Source organism: Mycolicibacterium psychrotolerans (genome assembly GCF_010729305.1).
In the GTDB taxonomy this organism is placed as follows: Bacteria; Actinomycetota; Actinomycetes; order Mycobacteriales; family Mycobacteriaceae; genus Mycobacterium; species Mycobacterium psychrotolerans.
This window is the reverse complement of the sequence record NZ_AP022574.1, coordinates 1043607-1067210: the sequence shown is the minus strand read 5'-3', so window position 1 is coordinate 1067210 and position 23604 is coordinate 1043607. Positions and strand designations below refer to the sequence as shown.

The following is a 23604-nucleotide window of genomic DNA, read 5'->3' as shown; positions in this document are numbered from 1 at the left end:
CTGAGCGCCGGCCCTCAGCTGGGCCGCGGACGCCCGGTGAGGTTCCTGATCGTGGCGATCTCGCCGGCCCGGTAGGCCCGGCCGTCGGAGTCGAGCAGGTCGTGGAACCAGGGTTGGGGCTTCGCGTCGTAGGGTCGGTCCCAGGAGTCCCACGGAAAGTAGGTCTGCGTCTTGCCGGCCACCAGGCCCCACGCGTAGGCGCCGACGTTGCGTCGCTTGGTGATCGGCAGAGTTCCCTCGATCGTGCAGTCCAGCGATCGGGCCATGTACTCGGTGCACAGCAGCGGCCGCCGCATCGGCGCCAGTTCGGTGATCCGGGCGTCGAACTCCGCCGGGTTGGCGTAGCTGTGGAACGACACCACGTCGGAGTTGTCCAACTGGATCCCGGCGACCACACTGCGGGTGCGCGGATCGCCCCACGGCCCGTCCCACACCCCGCTGGTCAGCGGCTGGTCGGGATCGACCGACCGGGCCCACCGGAACACCTGGGGCAGCAGGTCGGCGACGACGTCGACCTTGTCGCGGCGCTCGGTGTCGCGGTACTGCCGGGCGGGGTTGTCCGGCTCGTTCCACAGGTCCCAGCCCAGCACCCTGCTGTCGTGGCGGAACTGGGTGAGGACCGCGACGACGTAGTCGTGCAGCACGCGCCGGTAACGCCGGTCATCGAGGTTCTCGGCGCCGGGGCTCTGCACCCAGCGGGAGTTGTGCACACCGGGGCGCGGCGCGGGTTGGCGACCGAGCCTGGGCTGCGGATCCCAGCACGAATCGAAGAGCACGAACAGGGGTTTGATCCCGTGCCGCGCCGCGATGTCGACGAAGTGGCCGAGCCTGCGCGCGAAGCCGGTCGGGTCCTGGATCCACAACAGGTCGTGCAGGAACACCCGCACGGTGTTCAGGCCGGCCAGGCGCGCCAGCCGCAGTTCGGCGTCGATGCGCAGCGGGTCGAAGGTGCCCGGCTGGAACATCTCGAGTTGGTTCACCGCGTTCGACGGGATGTAGTTCGCCCCGACCAGCCAGTCCTGCGCCTCGTACCACCGGTTCGCGCGCTCGGGCGACCAGCGCGCGGCGTCGGCGCCCGCGCGCGGCACCGGGGACAGCGACACGGCCGCCGCGGCCAGCAGCGGAACCTTCAGCGCGGCGCGGCGGCCCACGCCACGACCGGACTGCATGGCGGTGACCTGAGCGGTCGGGCGAATCAACGGCGAGCATCCTTCGACTGGGGCGGTGATGCGATGAGGATCACGGGTGGGCACGCCACACTCCGGGCGGCGCCGTTTGAGTGTATCGACGGGCGGAACCGCCACGTTACGCGAAAATAAAAGGCACACTGGCGATTTCGCTCAGCGGACAGCCCGGCGGTCGGGGACTGCGGCACCCCTGTGCTATGCAGATCGGATGAGGTCCGCGCGCGACGACGCACTCGACCACCTGCCGCGGACCCGCGGCGCGGTCGGGCTGATGTTCGACCGCGTGTTCGGCGCGCTGTTCTGGGGAAAGATGTTCTCCGTCGTCGCGGTCTGGACGCACGGCATCGTCGCGGCGATCGTCATCTACGACGCCACTCGCTCGGCGCTGATGGTCGGCATGGTGGGAGTCGTCCAGTTCGGGCCGCAGCTCCTGCTCACCCCGACGAGCGGCAAGTGGGCCGACACCGGGAACCCGGTCCGTCAGATCCTGCTCGGCCGCGTGTTCTGCGTGGCGGGCTCAGGGCTGGTGGCGGGGTGGCTGTTCGCCGCGCCGTCGGTGCACGGCACCGCGGCGGCGGTCGCCGTGCTGCTCGGCTCGCTGCTGGTGGGCTTCGGGTTCGCGGTCGGAGGCCCGGCGATGCAGTCCATCGTGCCGAGCCTGATCCGGGACGGCGAACTGTCCACGGCAATGGCGCTCAACAGCATCCCGATGACGATCGGCCGCATCGTCGGTCCCGCGGCCGGCGCGTATCTGGCCGCTCACCTGGGGCCGGCCGCCGCGTTCGCCGCGAGCGCCGGACTGCACCTGGTCTTCGCCGTCTTCCTGATCCTGGTGCGCTTTCCCGCGCCGCCGCCGCGCCGCTCCGGCGCCGACTACCGGGTGCGGGTCGCGGTCCGGTACGTGCTGGGCGACCGCCGGCTGCTGCTGGCGCTGATCGCGGTCACGGTGGTCGGCGTCGCGTCGGACTCGTCGATCACCCTGACCCCGTCGGTGGCCGACGCGCTCGGAGGCGGCGCCGGGCTGGTCGGCATGCTCTCGGCGGTGTTCGGCGTGGGCGCCGCGATCGCGATGGCCGTGCTGGCGCTGCTGCGCGGCCGCATCGGGGCCGATCTCGTGTCGTGGCTGGGGCTGTGGGGGCTGGCGGCGGGCTGCGCGGTGCTGGCGGTCGGCACGGCCGCGCCCGTCGCGATCGGCGGTTTCGCGCTGGCCGGGCTCGGCTTCGGCTGGGCGATGACCGGGCTCGGCACGGTCGTGCAGGAGCAGGCGCCCGAGGAGTTGCGCGGCCGGATCATGGCCCTGTGGCTGGTCGGTTTCCTCGGGTCGCGACCGCTGGCCGCCGCGGTGCTCGGTGGCACCGCCGACGCGGTCAGCGTCTACGCGGCCTTCGGCGTCGCCGCCGTGCTGTGCGGCATCGTGGTGGTGCTGTGCCGGCCGTCGCGACAGCCGGCCCGCGACTGATCGCTAGCCGCAGCGGTTGCGGAAGTCGACCGAGGGCTGGCGGATCGCGCGCAGCGCGTCGCCCACATCCGGGCGGGCGGCGATGTAGTCCTCGACCGCGGCTTTCTGGTCGTCGCGGCTCTTGCCCTTGAGGGTGGTGAAGAAGTCGTTCACGTCCGGGTGGGTGAACAGATAGGCCGAGGTGGACGCGGTGACTCCGGCCATCACGCCGGCCAGGTCGGCGGCCGTGCAGTTCGGCTGGGCGGGCGGAGGCGGTGGAGCCGGCTGGGCGGCCGCCGGGGCGGCGACGGCCAGCAGCGTCGCGGCCGGTGCGATCGCGGCCAGCGCGGCACGGGTGAGGAAGGTGCTCATGGTGCTCCTGTCGGGTCAGTTTCGGCCGGGCGTGAAGATGATCGAGAGCCCGCCGTCGTTGCAATACCAGTCGTTTTCGCAGGGATACGGCCACGCGGGTCCTGTGTCGAGCGAGCCGGGCCCCTGGCCATTGTCGGTGCCACGCACGCTGCCCTGCGAGCAGACCGTGGTGCCGTTGGAGCTGACGCACTCTGCACCTGCCGGCGGTGAGACGGCCAACGCACCGGCGATGAGGGCTGATGGCGCAAGCAGCACCGCAGCCGCGCACCGCCTAGACACAGCCGCTCACGCTGATCCGGCGGCCGACGCTGGCGCAGACATCGACGTTCGGCAGCGGTGGGGGCGGCGGGGGCGGGGGCGGGGCCGCGTAGTCCTCGGGCAGCGGCGCGTACGCCGCGGGAGGTGGCACCCACGGCGCGACGGCGTCGGCGATGTTGCCGCAGCCGCTGACCGAGACGAACCGGCCGCCCACGCTGCCGCACACGTCCGCCGAGGCGGCGGGCGCGACGACCACACTGCTCAGCAACGTGGCGCACAGGCCGGTCAACACGCCGACGCGACGGAACGCCGGGTGGCTCAGCACTCGTTTCACACGAGTGATTCTGACGATGCTGTCAGCGCTCGTCTCGGCTTTGCGCTGATCGTTGCCTGAGAATGTTCGGCTACCGTGCCGAAGGGAGCACACCACATTCGGAGGGGACCGATGACCGAGCCCACCTCAGCGTCACCCCCGCGCGAGCACGCCCTCGACCTGTACCGGTCGGCGGCGGTGATGCTCGTCGTGATCGGGCACTGGCTGCTGTCGGTGATGACGTACCGCGACGGGACGTTCGGCCGGGACAACCCGCTGGTGCTGATGCCGTGGACGCAGTGGATCACCTGGTTCTTCCAGGTGGTCCCGGTGTTCTTCGCGGTCGCCGGCTACGCGAGCGCGGTGTCGTGGGGGCGGCTGCCCGCCGACGCGGGCACCGCGGCACGGCAGGAGTGGATCCGCCGCCGGGTCGCCCGCGTGCTGGGCCCGAGCGGCGTCTACGCGTTCTTGATGCTCGTCGTGATCGCGGTGCTGAAGGCGCTGGGAATCAGCGGGACCGTGCTGGAGATGGGCGGCTGGGCGGTCGCCATGCACCTGTGGTTCCTGGCCGTCTACCTGATGGTGGTGGCCCTGACTCCGCTCGCGGTCGCCGCGCACCGGCGCTGGGGTCTCGCGGTGCCGGTCACGCTCGGGGCGTGCCTGGTCCTGGTCGACGCGGTCGGCATCGCGACCGACCATCCCGAGATCCGGATGGCCAACTACTTCTTCTGCTGGGCGGCGATCTACCAGCTCGGCATCGCCTGGCACGACGGACACCTGCGCCGCCGAACCCTCGTGTCGACGGCGGTGGTGGCCGCGCTGGCCCTGCCCGCGCTGGTCACCTGGGGGCCGTATCCGATCGCGATGATCGGGGTGCCGGGCGACCGGGTGGAGAACAGCGCGCCGCCGTCGGCGGCGCTGCTGGCGTTGGCACTGGTCCAGATCGGCGTGCTGTTCGCGATCGTGCCGGTGCTCAACCGGCTCCTCGCGCGCGGCGTCTGGCCACGCGTTCTCGCGATCGCCAACGAGAACGTGATGGCACTGTACCTGTGGCACATGCTGCCGGTGATCGTCGTGACGCTCGTCGGCTATCCCACCGGGCTGCTGCCGCAGCCGCCCATGGGCTCGGGGGCGTGGTGGCTCGCGCGCCTCGAATGGGAGCTGGTGCTGGCGGTGGTCGCGGCGGGCCTGCTGACACTGCTCTACTGGCAGCGCCGGTTCGTCGCCGCGCCGATGCCGACGGTCGCGGTGCCGATACCGGGCGCGATCGCCGAGGGCTTGCTCTACGCAGGCACCGCGGCCTGCGCGTTGGCGCTGGCCGTGCTCTCCGCCAACGGCTTCGCGCCTGGCGGCCGCCTACCCATGCTCGCCGCCGCGCTGTTTCTGGCAGGCACGGCACTTGTCGCGGTGCGCCCGCGGGCCGCCGACCGCGAGCGGATCAGCTGAGGGCCGCAGGTGAGAAGAGAGGGCTGTGATCGAGGCCAGATCACGACCAGGAATGCGCTTCCGGATCAGCCCTCGGCGTCGGGAATCCCCTCCGGAGGCGGTGTCGCGTAGCCGGGGTTGGCCGGCGGAACGTCGGTGGTGTCCGGTTCGGGGGACGTCTGGTCGGGCATCTCGTCGGGCGCGGTCACCGGTCGGTCTCCCGGTCCGCACCGACCACGTCGCGCTCGTGCTCGGTCCGCCGCGCCAACTCGTCGTCGTCGGGGTGACTGGACGCCTTGGCGTGCTCGCGGTGATCGGGGTGGGCCTCCTCGGTGGGGACCAACACGTCGTCGAGATCAGCATCGTCGGGTGACATGACTGCGTGGTACCCCGCTCGGCGTGTGGCTACGCCTGCTCATTCGTCGTCAAGCGGGCGCGGCTTCCTGGGCCGCAGCAAATCCCCGAGCTCCTCTCGGCTCGCGGTACCCGTCTTCATCATCGCCTTGTAGATGTGGCCCTCGACGGTGCGCACGGACAGCACGAGCCGTTCGGCGATGTCGCGATTCGACAGATCGAGGCCGAGCAGTGCCACGATCTCCCGCTCGCGGTCGGTCAACGGCAACGGGGAACTCATGCGCGCCAGCGCGGGCGTCCGGATGTGACCGCATCGCGCAGCAAGATCCTGCGCGCGTGCTGTCCAGGTCATCGACGACCCGCGCCGATCCTCGCGCCAGAACACCGCTGCCGCGTGTGCCGCCGCGTCCAGCGCAGCCAGTTGATCACCGAGTTCCTCGAACGCCTCGGACACCGCGCCGAGCGCTTCTCCGTCTCCGTCGCGCAGCGCCGCCGCGAACCTCGCCGCAACGTCTGCCCTCGGGCCCTCGACGAGGCCGGGCAGCTCGGCCAGCCGCGCCGCACACGTGTGATCGCCGAACTGCGCTGCCGTCTGGAGGCAGGCCACCTCGACGGCGAAACGGCCGCTGGCCGAGGCAGCGCGAGCGGCATCTCGGAGGATGGTGACGGCTTCCCCCACTGCGCCCTGACCGGCCGCCACCCACGCCCGCACCAGGCTGGTCTCGTCGTCCAGCGAGCGGAAGGGCCGCCGGCGCCGGTCCAGGGATGCGAGCACATCGGCCGCCTCGGCGTGCTCCCCGCTCATGGCAAGCGCGGCCGCGTGTGGCAGGCAGTAGCGGTACCCCCAGCCGAGCGCATAGCCGGTGGCCGACAACGCGGCCGACGAACGTCCCAATGAGTCGCGGGCGACATCGAGGCGTCCGGCACCCAGGGCGGCGCGGCCCGCGATCGCGGTGCCGAGCAGATGGGCCGCGCCGGGCAGCTCGTCGGCCTGAACGCGTCCACGTTCGGCCAGATCGACGGCGTCACCTACCCTTCCCGCCATCAGCAGCGCACCGACCTGGCCATCGATGATGTTGAAGCCCAGATGCGGAGCGTCGGAGCTCCGCACGATCGCCAGCCCCGCCTCGCCCGCGGCGAGTGCATCCTCGGTGCGGCCGGCGTCACCGTAGATGTTCGCCAGCACCCAAGCCGTTTCGGCGCCGATGACCGCGGGCAGCTCCTCGGGAACGACGTCCCGGGCGGCGGCGAGCGCCTCCTCCGGACGGTCGGTGGCGAAGGAGTACACGGTCCGGAAGGCTGCGACGCAGCGGCGAGCGGACTCCGTCGTCAGTTGCGCCGCACGGTCGACGATCGCCTCGGCCCGTTCCGGTTCGGCAAGGGCCCAGAGCATGTTGCTGGCGCGGTAGTAGGTGAACCGGGCGAATTCATCATCGCTCAGGTCGGTGACGTCGACCGCGTTGAGCACCTCTTCGGCGCCGCTACCGTCACCGAGCCACGACAGCGCATGGGCCCGGATGAATTGCGCTTCCGGCACTGCGCCCGCCTCGATAGCCGCCGCGGCCATCCGATCCGCAAGCGAGAGGTCCGCCAAGCGGACCGCGGCATGCGCGGCTGAGGCCAACAGTGCACCGTCGGGTTCCAGATCGGAGTCGAGGCTCAACGCCGCGCGTCGCACCAGCACCTGGACGTCGTCGCGATCGTCACCGGCAGCCAACTCGCCGGCGACCAGCCCCCGGAGGCGCCTGAGCCGGGTGGGCGCGGCGCGGCTGCGACGTACTTCGCCGTAGAGCGGATGTGCCACGCGGACCTCGATGGCCTTGCCGCGGCGTTCGACGGATATCAGTCCACGCTCGTCCGCCTCCTCGACGGCACCCGGATCGGCGATCCGCCGCAAAGCCGACAGGGCGATGGGTTCGCCGACCGCCAGCGCGTCGACGACCGTGCCGACCTCAGCCGGCAGAGCGCCAACGCGCGCGTCGATCAGCTCGACAAGGCTCTGCGGCACAACGGGTTCGCCGGTCCACCGCCAGCACCCATGGTGCTCGACGAGCCTTCCGTGGCCGACCTCCTGCTCCACGATGTGGCGCAGGTACAGCGGGTTTCCCAGGGTGAGTCGGTGGAGACGACCGACGGCGTCGGCGTCGAGCGTCGCACCCAACACCGCCTCGAGCAGGGATGCGGTGTCATCGGCGCTCAGCGAATGGAGGTTCAACCAGTCGAAGTCGCCGACGTCCCACAGCTCCTGCACCGGTTCGGGAACGGGCTCACCTGCCCGGACCGTCAGCACCAGTCGGGCCGCCCGTCTCTGCAGGATCTGGTGCAGGACGAAGATCGACACGTCGTCGAGCAGATGTACGTCGTCGACGCCCACGATGACGACGCGCTCGTCGGGGGCGGCGACGAGCGATTCGATCACTGTGCAGACCAGCTGCACACCCCCAGCGTCGTGGGCACCGGCCCACGGAGCGAGCGCGCCCAAGGGGATGCGCCGCCCCGACGAGGTCCCGATCACCCTGCGCACCTCGCACCCACGGGTGACCGCGGCATCGAGCGCCTCACGCGTGAGGCGGCTCTTGCCCACACCCGCCGGCGCGCTGACCACGATGCCGGCCAGGTCCGGTTCGGACAGTGCGGATTCGACGAGCCTCATCTCGGCCGCGCGGCCCGTCAACGGCCACGTCAACCGCATGGACCCAGAGTAGGACAGCCGGCCCGGCCGGCCCATGCCGACGGCGGACGCGTTTCGCTGATGCAAGTACTCGAAAACGCCCGTCTAGGGGCAAGAACAGTAGTGCACTACTTGTGTGCACCCTGCCGCACGGCGAGACGATTGAGCCGTCCGCCGCTGCCGACGCAGGCGAAGGGGGGTTGCGATGACCGACCCAGGACGTCGTTGCGCCATCCCGGTGCCGAAGCTGTTTGCGGGGGCAAAGATTCGGCCGGGCAGTCCTTCTGGTGTGGGGCCGGTGAGATGAGCACCACGTCGGTTCGCACGCGCGGTCTCCCGCCCACCGGAATCCCGACACTACGGCGCTTCGCGCGCACGACCCCGGGGCTGGTCATCGCCGTAACGCTCCTGCTCGTGGCGTCCTGCGCCGTCGCCGCAGCGGTGTGCGCGGCTGGAATCCATCACCGAATCGCGTTGCAGGACAAGATCCTCGGACATTCCGAGCCGTTCGCTTTCGCGGCGCAGAACCTCTACGCGGCGCTGTCGGAAGCCGACGCCACCGCCGCGTCGGCGTTCCTGTCCGGGGGCATCCAGACACCGGCGATGCGTGAACGCTACAACCAGTCGCTCGCCGCGGCTGCCTCGGCGATGGGTGACGTGACCGCTGGTGCCACCGACATCGGGGTGCGGACTGAGGTCGCCGAGATCGCGGTTCAACTGACGACGTACACCGGTCTGATCGAAGCCGCCCGGGTCAACAACATGAGCACCTATCCCGTCGGCTCGGCGTATCTGCGCGAGGCGTCCTCGCTGATGCAGACAGAACTGCTCCCGGGCGCCAAACAGATCCTGGATCGCGGCCTCGCCGCGCTGAACGTCGAGCAGGCGTCGGTCGGTGCGCTCCCGGTGATCGGGCTCCTGCTGCTCGTCCTCGTGCTCGCGGAGATCGCGGTTGCGTCCTGGTTTCTGCTGCGCCGGACGAATCGCCAGTTCAACATCGGTCTCGTCGTCGCAGCGGGATTCGTTGTGCTGGCGATCATCGCCCTGGTCGCCGGCACGCGTGTGGCAGCCGACGAGATCGACCGCGGCCGCGCCGTCGGAACCGAGCGCTTCGAGCACCTCGCGACGGGCCGCATCCTCGCCCAACAGGCACGCACCGACGAGATCCTGGAGTTGATCGCGCGCAGCGACATCACCGCCTTGGAGAAGTCGTACGCGGGCCACATGAGCGGGCTCCTGACCGAACTGGAGACGGGTCCGCAGTCCGCGGTCGACGCCGTTCACAAGTGGACCGCAAGCCACGACAAGCAGGTACGCGCCTACCGCGGCGGCGACTTCGCGACCGCGATGGCTCAGGCGATCGGCACCGACCCCGACGCCTCGCCCGCTCAGTTCACGGTCGTGGAAACAGCGTTGCGCGCCGAGATCGAGGAGACCCGGACCGCCATGCGCGCGACGGTGTCGTCGGCGGGTGCTGCACTCGCGTGGACCCCGGCCGCGATCGTGGTGACGGCGGCGCTGGCCGCGGCCGCCGTGATCGGGGGAATGTGGCCGCGGCTCAAGGAGTTCCTGTGAACTCCCGCGTCGGGGCCGCGGTGATCATCGCCATCCTGGCAGCGGGGTGCACCTCGGTATCGCCACCGCCGCCGACGGTATCGGTCGGCCCGGTCACGGTCCGGCCGCAAGAGGCGCACGATGTCACCGCCGCGCCACCGGCCGCAGCCGAGCCGTGCGACCGCGAAGCGAGCCTGCCGCCGGGCCCGCTGCCCGCGGCCGGTGAGATGCCGCCGGGGTCGACGATGGCCGTCATCGCCCGGCGCGGCCGGCTCGTCGTCGGCGTGGACCAGAACACCTACGGCTTCGGCTTCCGCGATCCCACGACCGGGCGCATCGAGGGTTTCGACATCGACGTCGCCCGCGAGATCGCGCGTGCCGTCTTCGGTGACCCGGACCGTATCGACCTGCGGGTGGTCGATGCGCGCGACCGCGAAACGGCGCTCATGTCCGGACAGGTCGACGTGGTGGTCAGGACATACTCGATCACCTGCGAACGCAGACGCAGCGTCGACTTCTCGACCGTGTACTTCGTGGCCAACCAGAGAATTCTCGCGCCGCGCGGCACCCGGATCGATACTGCCGACGATCTCTCGGGCAGGCGGGTCTGCGCCGTCACCGGGACCACGTCGCTGTCGAACCTGGTCGCGATCAACCCTCGTCCCTTCGTCATCGGTGTCACCGCGTGGACCGACTGTCTGGTCATGCTGCAGCAGAACCAGGTCGATGCGATCAGCACCGACGACGCGGTGCTCGCCGGACTCGCCGAACAGGACCCCACCGTCGAGATCGTCGGCCCCAGTCTGGAAGTCGAGCCCTACGGCGTGGGTGTGGGCAAGTACCACGAAGATCTCGTCCGCTTCGTCAACGGGGTGCTCGAACGCATGCGACTCGACGGCACCTGGGACCGGCTCTATGACCGGTGGCTGACCCGACTGGGGCCATCGCCGGGCCCGCCTGCCGCCACGTACGGAGGCTCGTGATGGTGGCGACGCGCACATGAGGTGTCCGGAACCGGGTTGCGCCGGAACGATCAGCGACGGTTACTGCACCGTCTGTGGAATCGCCGCCACCGCCGCGGAGCCGGACAGCGGCCCCGCCACGGCGCCCGCAGGAGACGCCACGGACGGGGAGGCCAAGACGACCGGCACCGGCCCCAACCGGCCGGCACTGTCACGCGGTCGGCTCGGAGCCGGCATTGTCGCGATGCCCCGGATACCCCGGGGCGACCCGGCAGCAGCGATTCTTCCTGATCCCCAGGTCCCCGAAAGGCAGCGCTTCTGCGGCAACGCGGAGTGCGGTGCGCCCGTCGGGCGGAGCCGTCATGCCGAATCCGCACGCACCGAGGGCTGCTGCGGACAGTGCGGAACCCGGTACTCCTTCGTCCCCAGGCTCATTCGCGGCGACCTGGTGGGTGGTCAGTACGAAGTGCAGGGCTGCATCGCACACGGCGGACTGGGCTGGATCTACCTCGCGATCGACCGCAATGTGCACGACCGGTGGGTGGTACTGAAGGGTCTGGTCAACTCCGGAAACGCCGATGCAATGGCAGCGGCCGCCGCCGAAGCGTTCGCACTGGCCGAGGTGGAACACCCGAACATCGTCCGCATCCACAACTTCGTCGAGCACCGCCACGACACCGGCGCGCCGGTGGGCTACATCGTCATGGAGTACGTCGGCGGGACGTCGCTCAAGCAGATCAGACGGACGCACAACGGACCCCTGCCGCCGGACCAAGCGGTCGCCTACATCGTCGAAATCGCCCCGGCACTCGAGTATCTGCACGCGATGGGGATGGTGTACTGCGATTTCAAGCCGGACAACGTCATGCAGTGCGACGAACAGCTCAAGCTCATCGACCTCGGCGCCGTGATCGCGATGGACGACACCGACTCTCCGATCTACGGAACAGCCGGCTATCAGGCCCCCGAGATCGCCTGGACCGGGCCGACTGTGGCGACCGACGTCTACACCGTCGGCCGCACACTGGCGGTTCTGGTCATGGACCTGCCCCAGCACAACGGCCGGTTCGTCGATCGCCTCCCCCCACCGGACACCGTGCCCGTCCTTGCAGCGCACGAGTCGTTGTACCGATGCATCCTGCGGGCCACCGACACAGATCCCGCGCGCAGATTCAGCTCGATGGCCGAGATGGCCGATCAGCTGACCGGCGTGCTGCACGAGGTGGTGGCCGCCGACGGCGTCCCTGTGCCGCCGCGGCGGTCGCTGCATTTCAGTCCGCAGCGCGGACTGTACGGCGGCGGATACCGTGCGCCTGTGGTGCCCGCCGAGGTGATCGCGGCGCTGCCGGTGCCCGTCGTCGACCCCAGCGATCCCGGTGCCGCGGTTCTGGCCACGACCAGTGGAACCCCGCCTGCCCAACTGGAGTACGCGCTGGACTTGGCGCGCGGGGGCGCGCGGCAGGCGAGCCTGTTCTCCGTCGAGGTGGCGCTGCGCCTGATCCGGGCGGCACTGGAGTTGGGTCGTCCGTCAGACGCCCGGTCTCAGCTGGAGGCGCTCACGCCGGACCTCAGCGCCGACTGGCGTGTCCCTTGGTATCGCGGTCAGTGCTACCTTCTCGAAAGCGACTATGCAGCAGCGTATTCGGATTTCGATGCCGTGCTCGCAGCGCTACCGGGCGAGCTCGCACCGAAGATGGCGCTGGCCGCCACCGCCGAGCTTCGCGGTGATGTCGACGCGGCGACCCGCTACTACGAGACGATCTGGCAAACCGACGACACCTACATCAGTGCGGCGTTCGGCCTCGCCCGCCAGCGCGCACGGGCGCGCGACCGCACGGGCGCCGTCGCGGCACTCGACCGGGTCCCCTCCGCATCGGCGTATCACGTGCAGGCCGGCACAGCGGCCGTCGAGATCCTGCTCGACGGCGATTCCTCCACCGATGTCGGTGAGCAGATCTTGATCGACGCCGGTGACCGCGCGTCTGTTCTGCCGATCGAGTCGGGGTCGGCCCGGGCGGCGCTGCGTCTACGGGTGATGGAATCGGCACTGAACTGGCTAGAGGCAGGCAACTCGGCCCCTGCCGCGCGGCTGCTGGGCACCGATTTCACCGAACACGACCTGCGCCGCGGAATCGAACAGTGCTACCGCACGCTCGCCCGTGACACCCAGGACCTCTGGCTCCGCATCGGTCTGGTGGAACAGGCGAATGCCAGCCGGCCGAGGACACGGTTGTGATCGGCGGCGCGGCCGGCTGCCGCATGCATGTCGGCGTCGGCACCACCATCACTGTGCGGCGGGTGGACGAGCCATGACCGAATACGACGACGAATTACGTTCTGCTCGTGAGCAATCGGCGGCCAGCCGCGAGATCCTGGCCGCACTCAGCCGGGACGTCGCCGATCCGGACGCGGTCCTCGACACCATCGTCGAGTATGCCGCCCGGCTCTGCGGTGCCACCGCGGCGCAGCTGTTCGTGGTCGACGGCGACGGCTTCCGGCTGTCGCGGGTGTCCGGCGAGACCCCGGAGGAGTATCGCGAGTACCTGGCCAATCATCCGATCGCCCGGAACAGGTCCTCCACCGTGGGGCGCGCCGCGGAGGACCGGCGTACGCACCAGGTCGCCGACGTGCTCAGCGACGCCGACTACGGTCGGCTGGACCTGCAGCGCCTCACCGGGTTCCGCACGCTGCTGTCCACGCCGCTGCTGTCCCAGGACGACGTCGTCGGTGTGCTCTCGATGTGGCGCATCGATGTCGCACCGTTCGACGACCGCGAACGCGAACGCCTCGAGGAGTTCGCCGTGCAGGGCGCGATCGCGCTGCGGCAGGTTCACCTCATGCGGGCACTGGAAGCCCGGCGCTCCGAACTCGCCGACAAGGTGGCCCAGCTCGAGGCGCTGCAGCAGGTCGACGACGCCGTCGGATCGAGCCTCGATCTGGACGAAGTGCTCGAGCGCATCGTCAGCAACGCGGTGCGACTGACCAATCTCGGCTTCGGTGACATCACGCTGCGCACCGACGGCGGCTCGATCCTCGACTACGACGACGCGACGGGCACTTTCACGGTGCGCGACACGACCGGGACGAGCCGGCGCTTGCTCGAACAGCTGCGCGCCCTCTCGATCGACCGCACGTCGCTGCTGATCGGCCCGACCGCGAGAACACTACGGCCGTGCGCGATCCCGGACCTCGCGGCCGCAGAGCGAGACGAGTTCCTCGAGGTCGTCTTCCGCGACGGATGGCACTCGGTGCTGGCGGTGCCGATGCTGCGCGGCGACACGCTCGTCGGTGTGCTGGTGATCCGACGCCGGGGTACCGGGGAGTTTCCGTCCGACGTGATCGAGCTGCTCGAGACGTTCGCCAACCAGTCGGCACTGGCCATCGTCAACGCCCGGCTGTACCGCGAACTGGAGACCAGGAGCCGCGAACTCGAGATCGCCAGCGATCACAAGTCCGAGTTCCTGGCCAGCATGTCGCACGAACTCCGGACTCCGCTCAACGCGGTCATCGGATTCTCAGAAGTGTTGTTGGACGGCATGTTCGGGGAGATCAACGCCCGGCAGGAAGAGTACCTGCGCGACATCTGGAACTCCGGCCGCCACCTGCTCGAGCTGCTCAACGAGATTTTGGACCTCTCCAAGGTGGAGGCCGGCCACATGGTCCTCGAGCCGAGCACGTTCCCGGTCGCGGATGCGGTGAAGGAGACCCTCGCAATGGTCCGCGACAGGGCGGCTGCTCACGGGATCGACATGTCGGTCGAGCTCGCCGACGGCGTAGATGTCGTCGAAGCCGATGAGCTGCGTTTCAAACAGGTGCTGCTGAATCTGGTGACCAACGCCGTGAAGTTCACCCCTGACGGCGGCAGCGTGTCGGTCTTCGTGCGCGGCGACGGCGCCGACTTGATCATCACGGTCACCGACACCGGAATCGGTGTCCCGCCTGAGGATCAGCACCGGATCTTCGAATCGTTCCAGCAGGGCCGGCGCGGCCCGTCGAAAGGCGAGGGCACCGGGCTCGGACTCACGCTCTCCCGCCGCATCGTGGAGCTGTTCGGCGGCCGCATGTGGCTCACCAGCACCGTCGGCGTGGGGAGCACGTTCGGATTCGCCATTCCGGTGCTGCCCACTCCATCGATGATCCCCGATGAGACCACCTTCGCCATACCGTCGAGGGGACCGGTGCTCGTGCTCGTCGACGACGACCGAGCATCGCTGGACCTGATCGAGGCTTATCTCGGCGGGTCCCGAGTCCGGGTTCTCAAGGCGCACGACGGAATCGACGCGCTCGAGTTGATCCGGCGGGTCCGGCCGGCCGGGGTGGTTCTCGACATCAAACTGCCGAGGCTTGACGGCTGGCATGTTCTCGCTGAGCTGAAGTCGGACCCGGCGACTGCCGGCATCCCCGTCGTCATCGCTTCGGTGATCGACGACCGGCCACGGGCGCTCGCCCTGGGGGCCGATGCCTATCTGCTCAAACCGGTTAGCAGAGATGAGCTCCTCGCAGCGCTGCACCGGATCGTCGGAGAACGGAGAGAACGGTGACGGACAATCCGGTGACGGTGCTCGCGGTCGATGACGAGCCCGTGAATCTGCGGCTTCTCGACGCTGTCCTGACCCCGCGCGGTCACCGGGTGCTGACCGTATCGTCGGGTCCGGAAGCTCTTGCGTTGTTGGACCGCGACGACGTCGACATCGACATCGTGCTACTCGACATCGTGATGCCGGATATGGACGGGCACACCGTGTGCCGGCGCATCCGCGCCAACCCGGCCACCGAGTTCCTGCCTGTCGTCATGATCACCGCGAGTGGGAGGGAACAACGGCTGGCCGCCCTGGAATCGGGCGCCGACGATTTCGTCACCAAGCCGTTCGACCAGAGTGAACTGCTCGCCCGAGTGAGCTCGCTGGCGCGCATCAAGCGCTACCACGACACCATCAGGCGACAGGCGCAGGAGCTGGCCGCCTGGAACGCCGAGCTCGAGGCCAGGGTCGCCGGTCAAGTCGCCGAGCTGGAGCGCGCGAATCGATTGCGGTACTTCCTGTCTCCGCAGCTGGCCGATGTCGTGCTGGGCGAGGAGAGCCTGCTCCAGAGCCACCGCCGGGAGATCGTCGTGGTCTTCGCCGACCTCCGAAACTTCACTCCGTTCGCCGAGACCAGCGCTCCCGAGGAGGTCATGGAGGTACTCGGCGAGTATCACCGGGCGATGGGCGCACTGGTGCACAGCTATGAAGGCACACTGGAGCGATTCACCGGCGACGGCATCATGGTGTTCTTCAACGATCCCGTTCCGTGCGACGACGCCGCCGAACGCGCGGTCCGCATGTCGCTCGACATCCGGGACTCCGTACGTGAATTGGCGGCCCGATGGCAGCGGATCGGCCACGATCTCGCCGTCGGTCTGGGTATCGCGCAGGGCTACGCCACCCTCGGCCGGATCGGCTTCGAGGGCCGGTTCGACTACTCGGCGATCGGCAGTGTCACGAACCTGTCCGCCCGGCTGTGCGGCGAGGCCGGCCCATGGCAGGTGCTGGTTACCGACCGGGTGCTTGCGGGGGTCGAGCATCTTTCCTGCGACTACGAACCCGTCGGGGACCTGCGGCTCAAAGGCTTCAGCCGAATAGTGCGGGTGCACAACATCCTTCAAGTCGGAGATCAACCTCAGGGAGAACAATCATGACCGCAACGAACATCGTCGAGCACACGCTGTCTGAGCTCGACGAGGTCGAACGCTACCGGCGCTTCGACGAACTGCAGTTGGCAATGCCATCGGTGTGGGAGTCCATCCGGCTCGACATGCCCGACGAGTCGGTTGTCGTCGTGCCGTCGATCAGCCTCGCATCGACGTCGGGCAGTGGCACGGTGATGCAAGCTCTGGAGGAGCGGTCGCTGTTCCTCCTCCTGTTGCTGCGCCAGTCCAGGCTGCGGATGATCTACGTGACCTCGCAGCCGATCGCCGAACCGATCGTCGAGTACTACCTGGGGTTGCTGCCTGGCGTCATCCCCAGCCATGCCCGCCGACGGCTGACGTTGATCTCGGTGAACGACGCGACACCGGTGCCGTTGAGTGCGAAGCTGCTGAAACGGCCCAGGCTGTTGCGGCAGATCAGATCCCTGCTTCCCAATCGGGCGCGTAGCCACTTGATCCCGTACAACACGACAGAGCTCGAGCGCGATATCGCGCTGTCCCTGGGCATCCCGATGTACGGGGCGGACCCGCGCCTCGCCGATCTCGGAAGCAAGACAGGGTGCCGGAGGCTCTTCGAGGAACTGGGCGTCCGATGCCCGGTCGGTGCCGAGGACCTGCACAGCGTCGACGACATCGTCGCCGGTGTCCAGCACATGCGGACGCGGCGGCCGACGTTGACGGAGGCGATCGTGAAACTCAACGAGGGCGTCTCTGGAGCCGGCAACGCGATGGTCGACCTCCGGGGTCTGCCCTCTCCGGGCACACCCGACGAGGCGGCCGCGATCGCCGATCGGATCCTCGCACTGCAGCCCGAGTCCGAGAGCCTGTCCGTCGACGATTACCTGACGAGATTCCGCATGCTCGGCGGAATAGTAGAGGAGCGGATCAGCGGCGTCACCCTGACGAGTCCGAGCGTCCAGATGCGGGCGCTGCCCGACGCCTCGGTGGAGCTCTTGTCGACCCACGACCAGATGCTCGGCGGCGCCAGCGGTCAGCGCTATCTGGGCTGCATCTTCCCGGCGGACTCCCGCTACGCCGCGGCCATCGCCGAACCCGCGATGACGATCGGGCGTCACCTCGCGAGCCTCGGTGTGCTCGGCAGGTTCGCCGTCGACTTCGTCGTCGTGCAAGACGAGGACGGCGCGTGGACGCCGTACGCGATCGAGTTGAACCTCCGTAAGGGCGGCACCACCCATCCGTTCCTGACCCTGCAGTTCCTGACCGACGGCACCTACGACGGAGAGCGGGGGGTGTTCGTCACCCCGCACGGAAGCCCCAAGTATCTCGTCGCCACCGACCATCTCGAAGACGAGCGACTCAAGGCGCTCACCAGTGAGGACCTCTTCGACATCGTCGTCACGCACGGTCTGCACTTCGATCAGGCCCGTCGAACGGGAGTGGTTTTCCACATGATCAGCTGTCTCACCGAGCAGGGCCGGCTGGGCATGACCGCGGTGGGCGACAGTCCCGACGATGCGCGCCGCATCTATCAGCGGGCCGAGGAGGTCCTGCTCGAGGAGGCCGAGGCGGCGTTGATCGAGACCGCCCTCTGAATCGCTCAGCAAACTGCGTGAGCGCGCTCACAGTCGGCGAACTCACACTCAGCGAAGTTGATTTACCTGGAATTAACAAGGGAGCATGGTCCGTTGTGCCTGCTGGAGGGCGATCCCCGCCCAGCAGGCCACCACACACCAGTTCCCGAAACCCGGGGACACGATCGAGGAGTACACGCACCATGTCTGTCGCGCAGTTCCGCGCCAACCTCAAGCTCGCCCGAGACCGGCGGCGCCTCCACGCGCGCATCCGGTCGCTGCCCGACTCGTCGATCCGTGACGAGCTGCTGGCCGTCGCCGAACGCTACGAGACCGCTCAAGGCTGACGCGAGCATCCCGTCGAAGCCGGTGACCCTCGAAGGTCACCGGCTTTTTTGATGGGCGTCCATCGTCACGTTCTTCGCCGCGAGCAGCGTCGAGAGCGCCTGCGGGATCAACGCGAGCGCCAGCACGGCCATCGCGACCGTCCACGACCCGGTCAGATCGTGCAGCAGGCCGATCGCGACCGGACCGATCGCGGCGAGCCCGTACCCGACGCTCTGCGCCATCCCGGACACCTGGCTGGTCTGGGCGGTCGACGTGCTCCGCAACACCATGAACAGCAGCGCGAGGCTGATCGACGCTCCGGGTCCGGCCATCACCAGCATCGCCCACAGCGTGGGCGCCGACCGGGTGGTCAGCAGTCCGACGAACCCCGCCGCGGTCACCGCCAGCGCCAGCAGCGTGATCGCCCGCTGGTCGGCGAACCGGCCCGCGACGATCGGCGCGAGCAGCGACATCGACAACCCGGCCACCTGGCCCAGCGCCAGCACCGCCCCGGCACCACCGGGCGACATGCCGCGGTCGATCAGCAGCTCGGGCAGCCACGCCGTGAAGGTGTAGAAGATCAGCGACTGCGCCGCCATGAACACCGTGACGGCCCATGCGATCGGGTTACGCCACAGCGATGCCGGGGCGTGGCCGACCTCGACGCGGTGCATGCGCCGCAGTTGCGGCATCCAGATGACGAGGGCGAGCACCGCGAACAGGCCCCAGCTCGCCAGCGCCATCCGCCAGTCGCCGCCCAGCGCGTCGTTGATCGGGATCGTCAACGCCGCCGCCGCGGCGGCGCCGCCGGACAGCGTCATCGAGTACAGACCGGTCATCAGGCCGGACCGGTGCGGGAAGTCGCGCTTGATCAGCGACGGCAGCACGACGTTGCAGATCCCGATCCCGGCGCCGGCCAGCGCCGAGCCGGCGAACAGCGCACTGGGTGCCGGCATCAGACGCACCGCGGTCGCCACGATCAGCACGGCCAGCGCCGCGAACACGGTCCGTTCGATCCCGAAGCGCGCGGCGCATCGCGGCGCCAGAGGGGCCACCAGACCGAAGACGAACACCGGCAGCGTGGTCAGCAGACCGGTGGCGGCGCTGCTCCACCCCGTCGCCGCCTTGATGTCGCCGACCAGCGGTGCCACCGCCACCACGGCGGGACGCAGATTGGCCGCGACCAGCATGATCGCGACGGCGGTGAGGACCGTCACGATGGCCGGACGCGGCCGGTGATGGGTTAGCGTCGATGGAGGCGCGGTGCTGGGGGCGGGGCTCACTTACCCCAGGGTGGTCCGGCGGGCGCCGTCGGGGCAAATCAATTGTTCACCGCCACACCGGTTCTGCGTACAGTGGCAAAGAGATCAATCGGAAGGCTGATATGCGCGAGCAGGCTCCGTCCGGCACCGCCGTCGGCGTCGATCGTGCGGTGGACCCGGCCTGGGACACCGTCCCTCACCCGGTCGTGGTCGTGGGTCCGACCGGCACGGTGCGCGCGTTGAGCGCTGCCGCCCGGGCATTGTTCCCGGGTGCCGTGCCCGGCGCCGCACTGCACGACGGGCTGCCGTCCTGGCTCGCGACGGCTCATCTGGATCTCGCAGCCGACGGCGCACCCCGCAGCGTGACCGGTTCCGCCGAGGGCCTCGACGTCGAGGCGCGCCCGACACGGCTGCCGGACGGCGAGGTGGCGTGGTGGCTGTTCACCGACACCGCCCGGGCGCTGCTGCAGGCCCAGGAGGCGGTCACCCGGGAACGCGACCGGGCGGCGTTCCTCGACGAGGCGTCGACCGAGCTGATGGCGTCGCTGAACGTCGACCGCTGCATGGAGGCCACCGCGCGTCTGGCGGCCCGGCACCTCGCGGACGCAGCGGTGGTGGTGGCCCCCGCCTACCGCCGCCGGATCCCGCTGGTGTGCTGCGGGCCGGACGGAACCATCGAGCACCGGGTCGTCGACGGCGAACCGGATGTCGTCGGCGGACTCAGCGAGGCGCTGCGCGGCTTTCCGCCGGTCCCGTCGCGGTGGATCGATCCCGCCACGGTCCCCGACTGGATCATCCCGTCCGGTTTCCGCGGTCCCGTCGGCTCGATCGTCATCACCCCGCTTCCCGGACACGGGGTGCCCGCGGGGGCGCTGGTCCTGCTGCGGCAGAGCTCCCACATGGCGTTCAGCGACGGCGAGGAGGTGTTCGCCCGGCTCTTCGCCGCACGCGCAGGCGCCGCGCTGTCCGCGGCCCGTCTCTACGGCGAGCAGGCCGCGATCACCAACACGCTGATGCGCGACCTTCTGCCGCCGCGGCTGCACCGCTTCGACGGCGTCGAGCTGGCCGGCGGTTACCGCGCCTCGGAGGACCACCACATGGTCAGCGGGGACTTCTACGATGTCCATCCGGCCGAGACGCCGGAGGACGAGACGCTGGTCGTGCTCGGCGACGTCTGCGACAAGGGCCTGGAAGCCGCCGTGGTGACCGGCAAGATCCGCAACACCCTGCAGGCGCTCGCGCCGCTGGCCGAGGACCACGCGGGGGTGCTTCGGCTACTCAACAGTGCGCTGCTGTCCGGCGACCACGCACGATTCGCCACGCTGGTCCTGGCCTCGGTGTCGCGTCGCGAGGGCCAGGTCCACCTGCGCCTGACCAGCGCGGGCCATCTGCCGCCGCTGATCGTGCGCGCCGACGGGCGCGTCGAGGAGGCCGACACCCGCGGCACCCTGGTCGGCGCGCTGCCGCACATCCGGTCGCGCACCTTCGACACGGCACTCGCCCCGGGCGAGACGTGCCTGCTCTACACCGACGGGGTGACCGAGGCGCACGGCGGCCCGCTGGGCGCCGACATGTTCGGCGAAGAGCGGCTCAAGGCGGCGCTGCGGCAGTGTGTCGGCATGCCCGCCGAAGCGGTGGTCGAGCGGATCATGATGCTCGCCTCGCAGTGGGTACACGGCAAGGCGCACGACGACATCGCGGTGGTGGCGATCACCGCTCCGCGCCGCGCACACCTCAGCGCCGTCGACGGGCGCACCGCCGGGAGGTACACAGCAACAGCATGAGCACGACCGAACAACTGTGGGCCGCGATCATCGACGGCGACGAGTACGCCGCGGTGGCCGCCGTGTTCGCCGCCGCGGACGCCGGCACCCCGTGCGAGGAGATCCTCCTCGACGTCATCGCCCCGGTGCAGCATCGGGTCGGAGCGGAGTGGGCCGCCAACCGGATCACCGTCGCGCAGGAGCACGTGGCGACCGCGATCAACGACCGGGTGATCGCCGCGTTGGCCCAGCACCCCGCCTACCGGCCGTCGGCGCCGGTGGGCCGGGTCACCGTGGCGTGCGTGGACGGCGAGTGGCACGCGCTGCCGGCCCGGTTGCTGGCCGAGGTGCTGCGGCTGCGGGGCTGGCTGGTCGACTTCCTCGGCGCGCAGGTGCCGACGCCGCACCTGATCGCCCATCTGCACCAGTCGGGTCCCGACGCGGTCGCGCTGTCCTGCATGATCCCGACCCGGCTGCCCACCGCGCACGCCGCGATCACCGCATGTCAGGCCGCCGGGGTCCCGGTGCTTGCGGGCGGCGCCGCGTTCGGCCGCGACGGGCGGTTCGCGCGGCTGCTCGGCGCGGACGGCTGGGCCCCCGACGCCCGTGCCGCCGCCGCTCACCTGCAGCAGGGGATGCCGCGGCACGCGGCGGGCCGGCCGCATCAGCCCATCGACGACCTCCCCCATCTGGCCGACCAGGAGTACACGATGGTCAGCGCGACGGCCGGCCAGCTGGTCAAGGCGACGATCGCCGACCTGGAGCAGCAGTTCCCCGCGATGCGCGACTACACCGACGCGCAGCGGCAGCACACGACCGAAGACATCGCGCACACCGTCGACTTCCTCGCCACCGCCCTGTACACCGACGACGACGCGCTGTTCGTCGACTTCGTCACCTGGACGGCCGACATCCTCACCGCCCGCGGTGTCCCGTCGGCCTCGTTGCATCCGGCGCTGCATTCTCTGGCGACGCAGCTGTCGGAGTTTCCGCGGGCCCAACGCCTGCTGGCCGCAGCCCGTAGCGCGCTGCGCCCGGCCCCGATCGACGAGGCGGCGAGCGCATGAACCTGACGCTGAGCACCGACGGCACGGCCCTGACGCTGGGCGTCGGCGGCGACCTCGACTACCAGAGCACCGGCGAGCTGATCGCGGCCGTGTCCGAGGCGCTCGCCGGACCGGCGGTGACCGACCTGCACCTCGACTTCGCCGACCTGACGTTCTGTGATTCGGCCGGGCTGTCGGGCCTGCTGCTGATCCACCGCAGCACCTCCACCGCCGGCGTGCACCTGCATCTGGACCACCGGCCCGCCCAGCTGCAGAGGATCCTCGAGGTCACCGGCGTCCTCGAACACCTCACCAGCAGGCCCGCCCGCGAAGAGCCGAGCGAATCCGGCATCGTCTGAGCCCGGCCCGATGGACACCGTGGAGTACGCCCCGCACCGGCACGCCGACGTGTACGGCGCACCGTCGGACCCGTCGCTGCTGCTGTGGCACGGCACCCAGACCGACGCCCGCGCCACCGTGCGCCGGCTCGCCGAGGCACTCGAGCAGCGCGGGTTCGGAGTGGTGGCGCCCGACTGGGATTCGCATGCGCCCGACGGCGGTCGCGCGGATCTGCTGGCCTCGGTCGAGCATGTCCGCGGTTGGTCCACCGAGCCGGACCGGCTGACGCTCGTCGGGTGGTCCTTGGGCGGCGCGGCCGCCGCGGGGCTGACGCTCGCGGCGGAGCGTCTCGGCATCGTGCTCGGCCACACCGTCTGTCTGGCCGGGGCCTTCATGGTGGCGGACCCGATCAGCGGCCGACCATCGACCGCCGCGCTGCCGGGGGCGCGGCCGGGGGCGCCGTTCACCCTGCTGCACGGCCGCGCCGACGACGTGGTGCCGCTCGAGGTCAGCCGGTCCTTCGCCGGTGAGTTGGAGGCGGTCGGCTGGCCGGTGCGCGTCGTCGAACTCGACACCGATCACGGCGCGATCGCCGGGGCGCGCTACGACGCGGCGGCGGACCGCTACGCCCCGTCGGAGGAGCCCGCCGCAGCGCGGGCCGCAGCCGAGGTGGCCGACCTCATTGCGGTTGCGCGACAATAGATTCCAGCGCGGTGCGGATCCCGTCCGGGATCGGTACCGCCTTGCGGTGCTCGCGGTCGACGAAGACGTGCACGAAGCGGCCGTGCGCCAGCGGCTCGTCGCCGTCGGCTCCGAAGATCGCCACGCCCCACGTCACCGATCGGCGCGACAGCGCGTCCACGCGCAGCCCGGCGCGCAGCGCGTCGGGGTAGGCGGCCGGGGCGCGGTAGGCACACGTCGACTCCACCACCAGCGCGATGACCGGTGAGGTGTGGATGTCGAGGCCACCCTCGGCGATCAGGAAGTGGTTGGCGACGGTGTCGAAGTAGCTGTAGTAGGTGACGTTGTTGACGTGGCCGTACACGTCGTTGTCCATCCAGCGCGTGGTGATCGGCAGGAAGTACCGGTAGTCGTCGGCACGTTCGGTGGTCATG

The 23604-nt window shown here is 70.0% G+C and carries 21 protein-coding genes; 13 read left to right on the top strand and 8 right to left on the bottom strand.

The window, feature by feature from the left end; genetic code table 11:
• Window positions 1-14 precede the first annotated feature (14 nt).
• Entirely contained in the window at window positions 15-1151 is a 1137-nt protein-coding gene (locus G6N45_RS05250) for a glycoside hydrolase 5 family protein (RefSeq protein WP_197746880.1), read from the bottom strand.
• A gap of 244 nt (window positions 1152-1395) precedes the next feature.
• Between G6N45_RS05250 and G6N45_RS05245 the strand changes: the two genes are divergently transcribed.
• On the top strand, window positions 1396-2646 hold the full coding sequence (locus G6N45_RS05245; RefSeq protein ID WP_163720702.1) for an MFS transporter: 1251 nt from the start codon (window positions 1396-1398) through the stop codon (window positions 2644-2646).
• Window positions 2647-2649: 3 nt separating this feature from the next.
• Here G6N45_RS05245 and G6N45_RS05240 read toward each other — a convergent pair whose 3' ends face one another.
• Together G6N45_RS05240 and G6N45_RS05235 are read right to left on the bottom strand one after the other, a co-directional pair.
• A complete protein-coding gene (locus G6N45_RS05240; protein WP_163720701.1) occupies window positions 2650-2997 on the bottom strand; it encodes a heme-binding protein in 348 nt (115 codons plus the stop codon).
• A 271-nt stretch (window positions 2998-3268) separates the two neighbouring features.
• Window positions 3269-3547 (bottom strand): hypothetical protein, encoded by a 279-nt coding sequence (locus tag G6N45_RS05235; protein ID WP_082597886.1) that lies wholly within the window; start codon window positions 3545-3547, stop codon window positions 3269-3271.
• Window positions 3548-3700: 153 nt separating this feature from the next.
• On the opposite strand from G6N45_RS05235, the gene G6N45_RS05230 reads away from it, so the two are divergent.
• Complete coding sequence (locus G6N45_RS05230) at window positions 3701-5014, top strand: acyltransferase family protein (RefSeq protein WP_163720700.1); 1314 nt, start codon at window positions 3701-3703, stop codon at window positions 5012-5014.
• A gap of 65 nt (window positions 5015-5079) precedes the next feature.
• Here the strand turns inward: G6N45_RS05230 and G6N45_RS28235 are convergent, their stop codons facing one another.
• The 3 genes from G6N45_RS28235 to G6N45_RS05225 are packed head-to-tail and all read right to left on the bottom strand — an operon-like array spanning window position 5080 to window position 8039.
• Complete coding sequence (locus tag G6N45_RS28235) at window positions 5080-5202, bottom strand: hypothetical protein (RefSeq protein ID WP_264061085.1); 123 nt, start codon at window positions 5200-5202, stop codon at window positions 5080-5082.
• Window positions 5199-5369, bottom strand: a complete 171-nt coding sequence (locus G6N45_RS27640; RefSeq protein ID WP_170312425.1) for a hypothetical protein — start codon at window positions 5367-5369, stop codon at window positions 5199-5201. Before G6N45_RS27640 ends, G6N45_RS28235 begins: the two co-directional genes overlap by 4 nt.
• A 39-nt stretch (window positions 5370-5408) precedes the next feature.
• Entirely contained in the window at window positions 5409-8039 is a 2631-nt protein-coding gene (locus G6N45_RS05225; protein WP_163720699.1) for a helix-turn-helix transcriptional regulator, read from the bottom strand.
• A gap of 282 nt (window positions 8040-8321) precedes the next feature.
• Here G6N45_RS05225 and G6N45_RS05220 point away from each other — a divergent pair, with 282 nt between their 5' ends.
• The 7 genes from G6N45_RS05220 (at window position 8322) to G6N45_RS27635 (ending at window position 18099) form a co-directional block, all read left to right on the top strand.
• Complete coding sequence (locus G6N45_RS05220) at window positions 8322-9593, top strand: GlnX family signal transduction membrane protein (RefSeq protein WP_163720698.1); 1272 nt, start codon at window positions 8322-8324, stop codon at window positions 9591-9593.
• The gene (locus G6N45_RS05215; RefSeq protein WP_163720697.1) at window positions 9590-10555 is read left to right on the top strand and encodes a glutamate ABC transporter substrate-binding protein; all 966 of its coding nucleotides are present in this window, start codon (window positions 9590-9592) and stop codon (window positions 10553-10555) included. The genes G6N45_RS05220 and G6N45_RS05215 overlap by 4 nt, the downstream gene beginning before the upstream one ends.
• 16 nt (window positions 10556-10571) lie before the next feature.
• A complete protein-coding gene (locus G6N45_RS05210; RefSeq protein ID WP_163720696.1) occupies window positions 10572-12770 on the top strand; it encodes a serine/threonine-protein kinase in 2199 nt (732 codons plus the stop codon).
• A 73-nt stretch (window positions 12771-12843) separates the two neighbouring features.
• Window positions 12844-15075: an ATP-binding protein gene (locus G6N45_RS05205; protein ID WP_163720695.1), complete on the top strand. Its 2232-nt coding sequence runs from the start codon at window positions 12844-12846 to the stop codon at window positions 15073-15075.
• Complete coding sequence (locus G6N45_RS05200; RefSeq protein WP_163720694.1) at window positions 15072-16211, top strand: adenylate/guanylate cyclase domain-containing protein; 1140 nt, start codon at window positions 15072-15074, stop codon at window positions 16209-16211. Before G6N45_RS05205 ends, G6N45_RS05200 begins: the two co-directional genes overlap by 4 nt.
• Window positions 16208-17773 (top strand): peptide ligase PGM1-related protein, encoded by a 1566-nt coding sequence (locus G6N45_RS05195; protein WP_163720693.1) that lies wholly within the window; start codon window positions 16208-16210, stop codon window positions 17771-17773. The genes G6N45_RS05200 and G6N45_RS05195 overlap by 4 nt, the downstream gene beginning before the upstream one ends.
• A gap of 182 nt (window positions 17774-17955) precedes the next feature.
• Window positions 17956-18099, top strand: coding sequence for a hypothetical protein (locus G6N45_RS27635; protein ID WP_170312424.1), 144 nt, complete (start codon window positions 17956-17958; stop codon window positions 18097-18099).
• Between the two features lie 36 nt (window positions 18100-18135).
• Here G6N45_RS27635 and G6N45_RS05190 read toward each other — a convergent pair whose 3' ends face one another.
• Window positions 18136-19269, bottom strand: coding sequence for a CynX/NimT family MFS transporter (locus tag G6N45_RS05190; protein WP_163727821.1), 1134 nt, complete (start codon window positions 19267-19269; stop codon window positions 18136-18138).
• Between the two features lie 194 nt (window positions 19270-19463).
• Here G6N45_RS05190 and G6N45_RS05185 point away from each other — a divergent pair, with 194 nt between their 5' ends.
• Genes G6N45_RS05185 through G6N45_RS05170 form a run of 4 tightly spaced genes read left to right on the top strand, consistent with a single transcriptional unit; the run spans window position 19464 to window position 23191 of the window.
• On the top strand, window positions 19464-21125 hold the full coding sequence (locus tag G6N45_RS05185; RefSeq protein WP_163720692.1) for a PP2C family protein-serine/threonine phosphatase: 1662 nt from the start codon (window positions 19464-19466) through the stop codon (window positions 21123-21125).
• Window positions 21122-22171: a cobalamin B12-binding domain-containing protein gene (locus G6N45_RS05180; RefSeq protein WP_163720691.1), complete on the top strand. Its 1050-nt coding sequence runs from the start codon at window positions 21122-21124 to the stop codon at window positions 22169-22171. The genes G6N45_RS05185 and G6N45_RS05180 overlap by 4 nt, the downstream gene beginning before the upstream one ends.
• Complete coding sequence (locus G6N45_RS05175) at window positions 22168-22509, top strand: STAS domain-containing protein (protein WP_163720690.1); 342 nt, start codon at window positions 22168-22170, stop codon at window positions 22507-22509. The genes G6N45_RS05180 and G6N45_RS05175 overlap by 4 nt, the downstream gene beginning before the upstream one ends.
• Window positions 22510-22519: 10 nt before the next feature.
• Window positions 22520-23191 (top strand): alpha/beta fold hydrolase, encoded by a 672-nt coding sequence (locus G6N45_RS05170; protein ID WP_163720689.1) that lies wholly within the window; start codon window positions 22520-22522, stop codon window positions 23189-23191.
• Here G6N45_RS05170 and G6N45_RS05165 read toward each other — a convergent pair.
• Window positions 23169-23603, bottom strand: coding sequence for an acyl-CoA thioesterase (locus G6N45_RS05165; RefSeq protein WP_163720688.1), 435 nt, complete (start codon window positions 23601-23603; stop codon window positions 23169-23171). The two genes, G6N45_RS05170 and G6N45_RS05165, sit on opposite strands and share 23 nt — an antisense overlap.
• Between the last annotated feature and the right edge of the window lies 1 nt (window position 23604).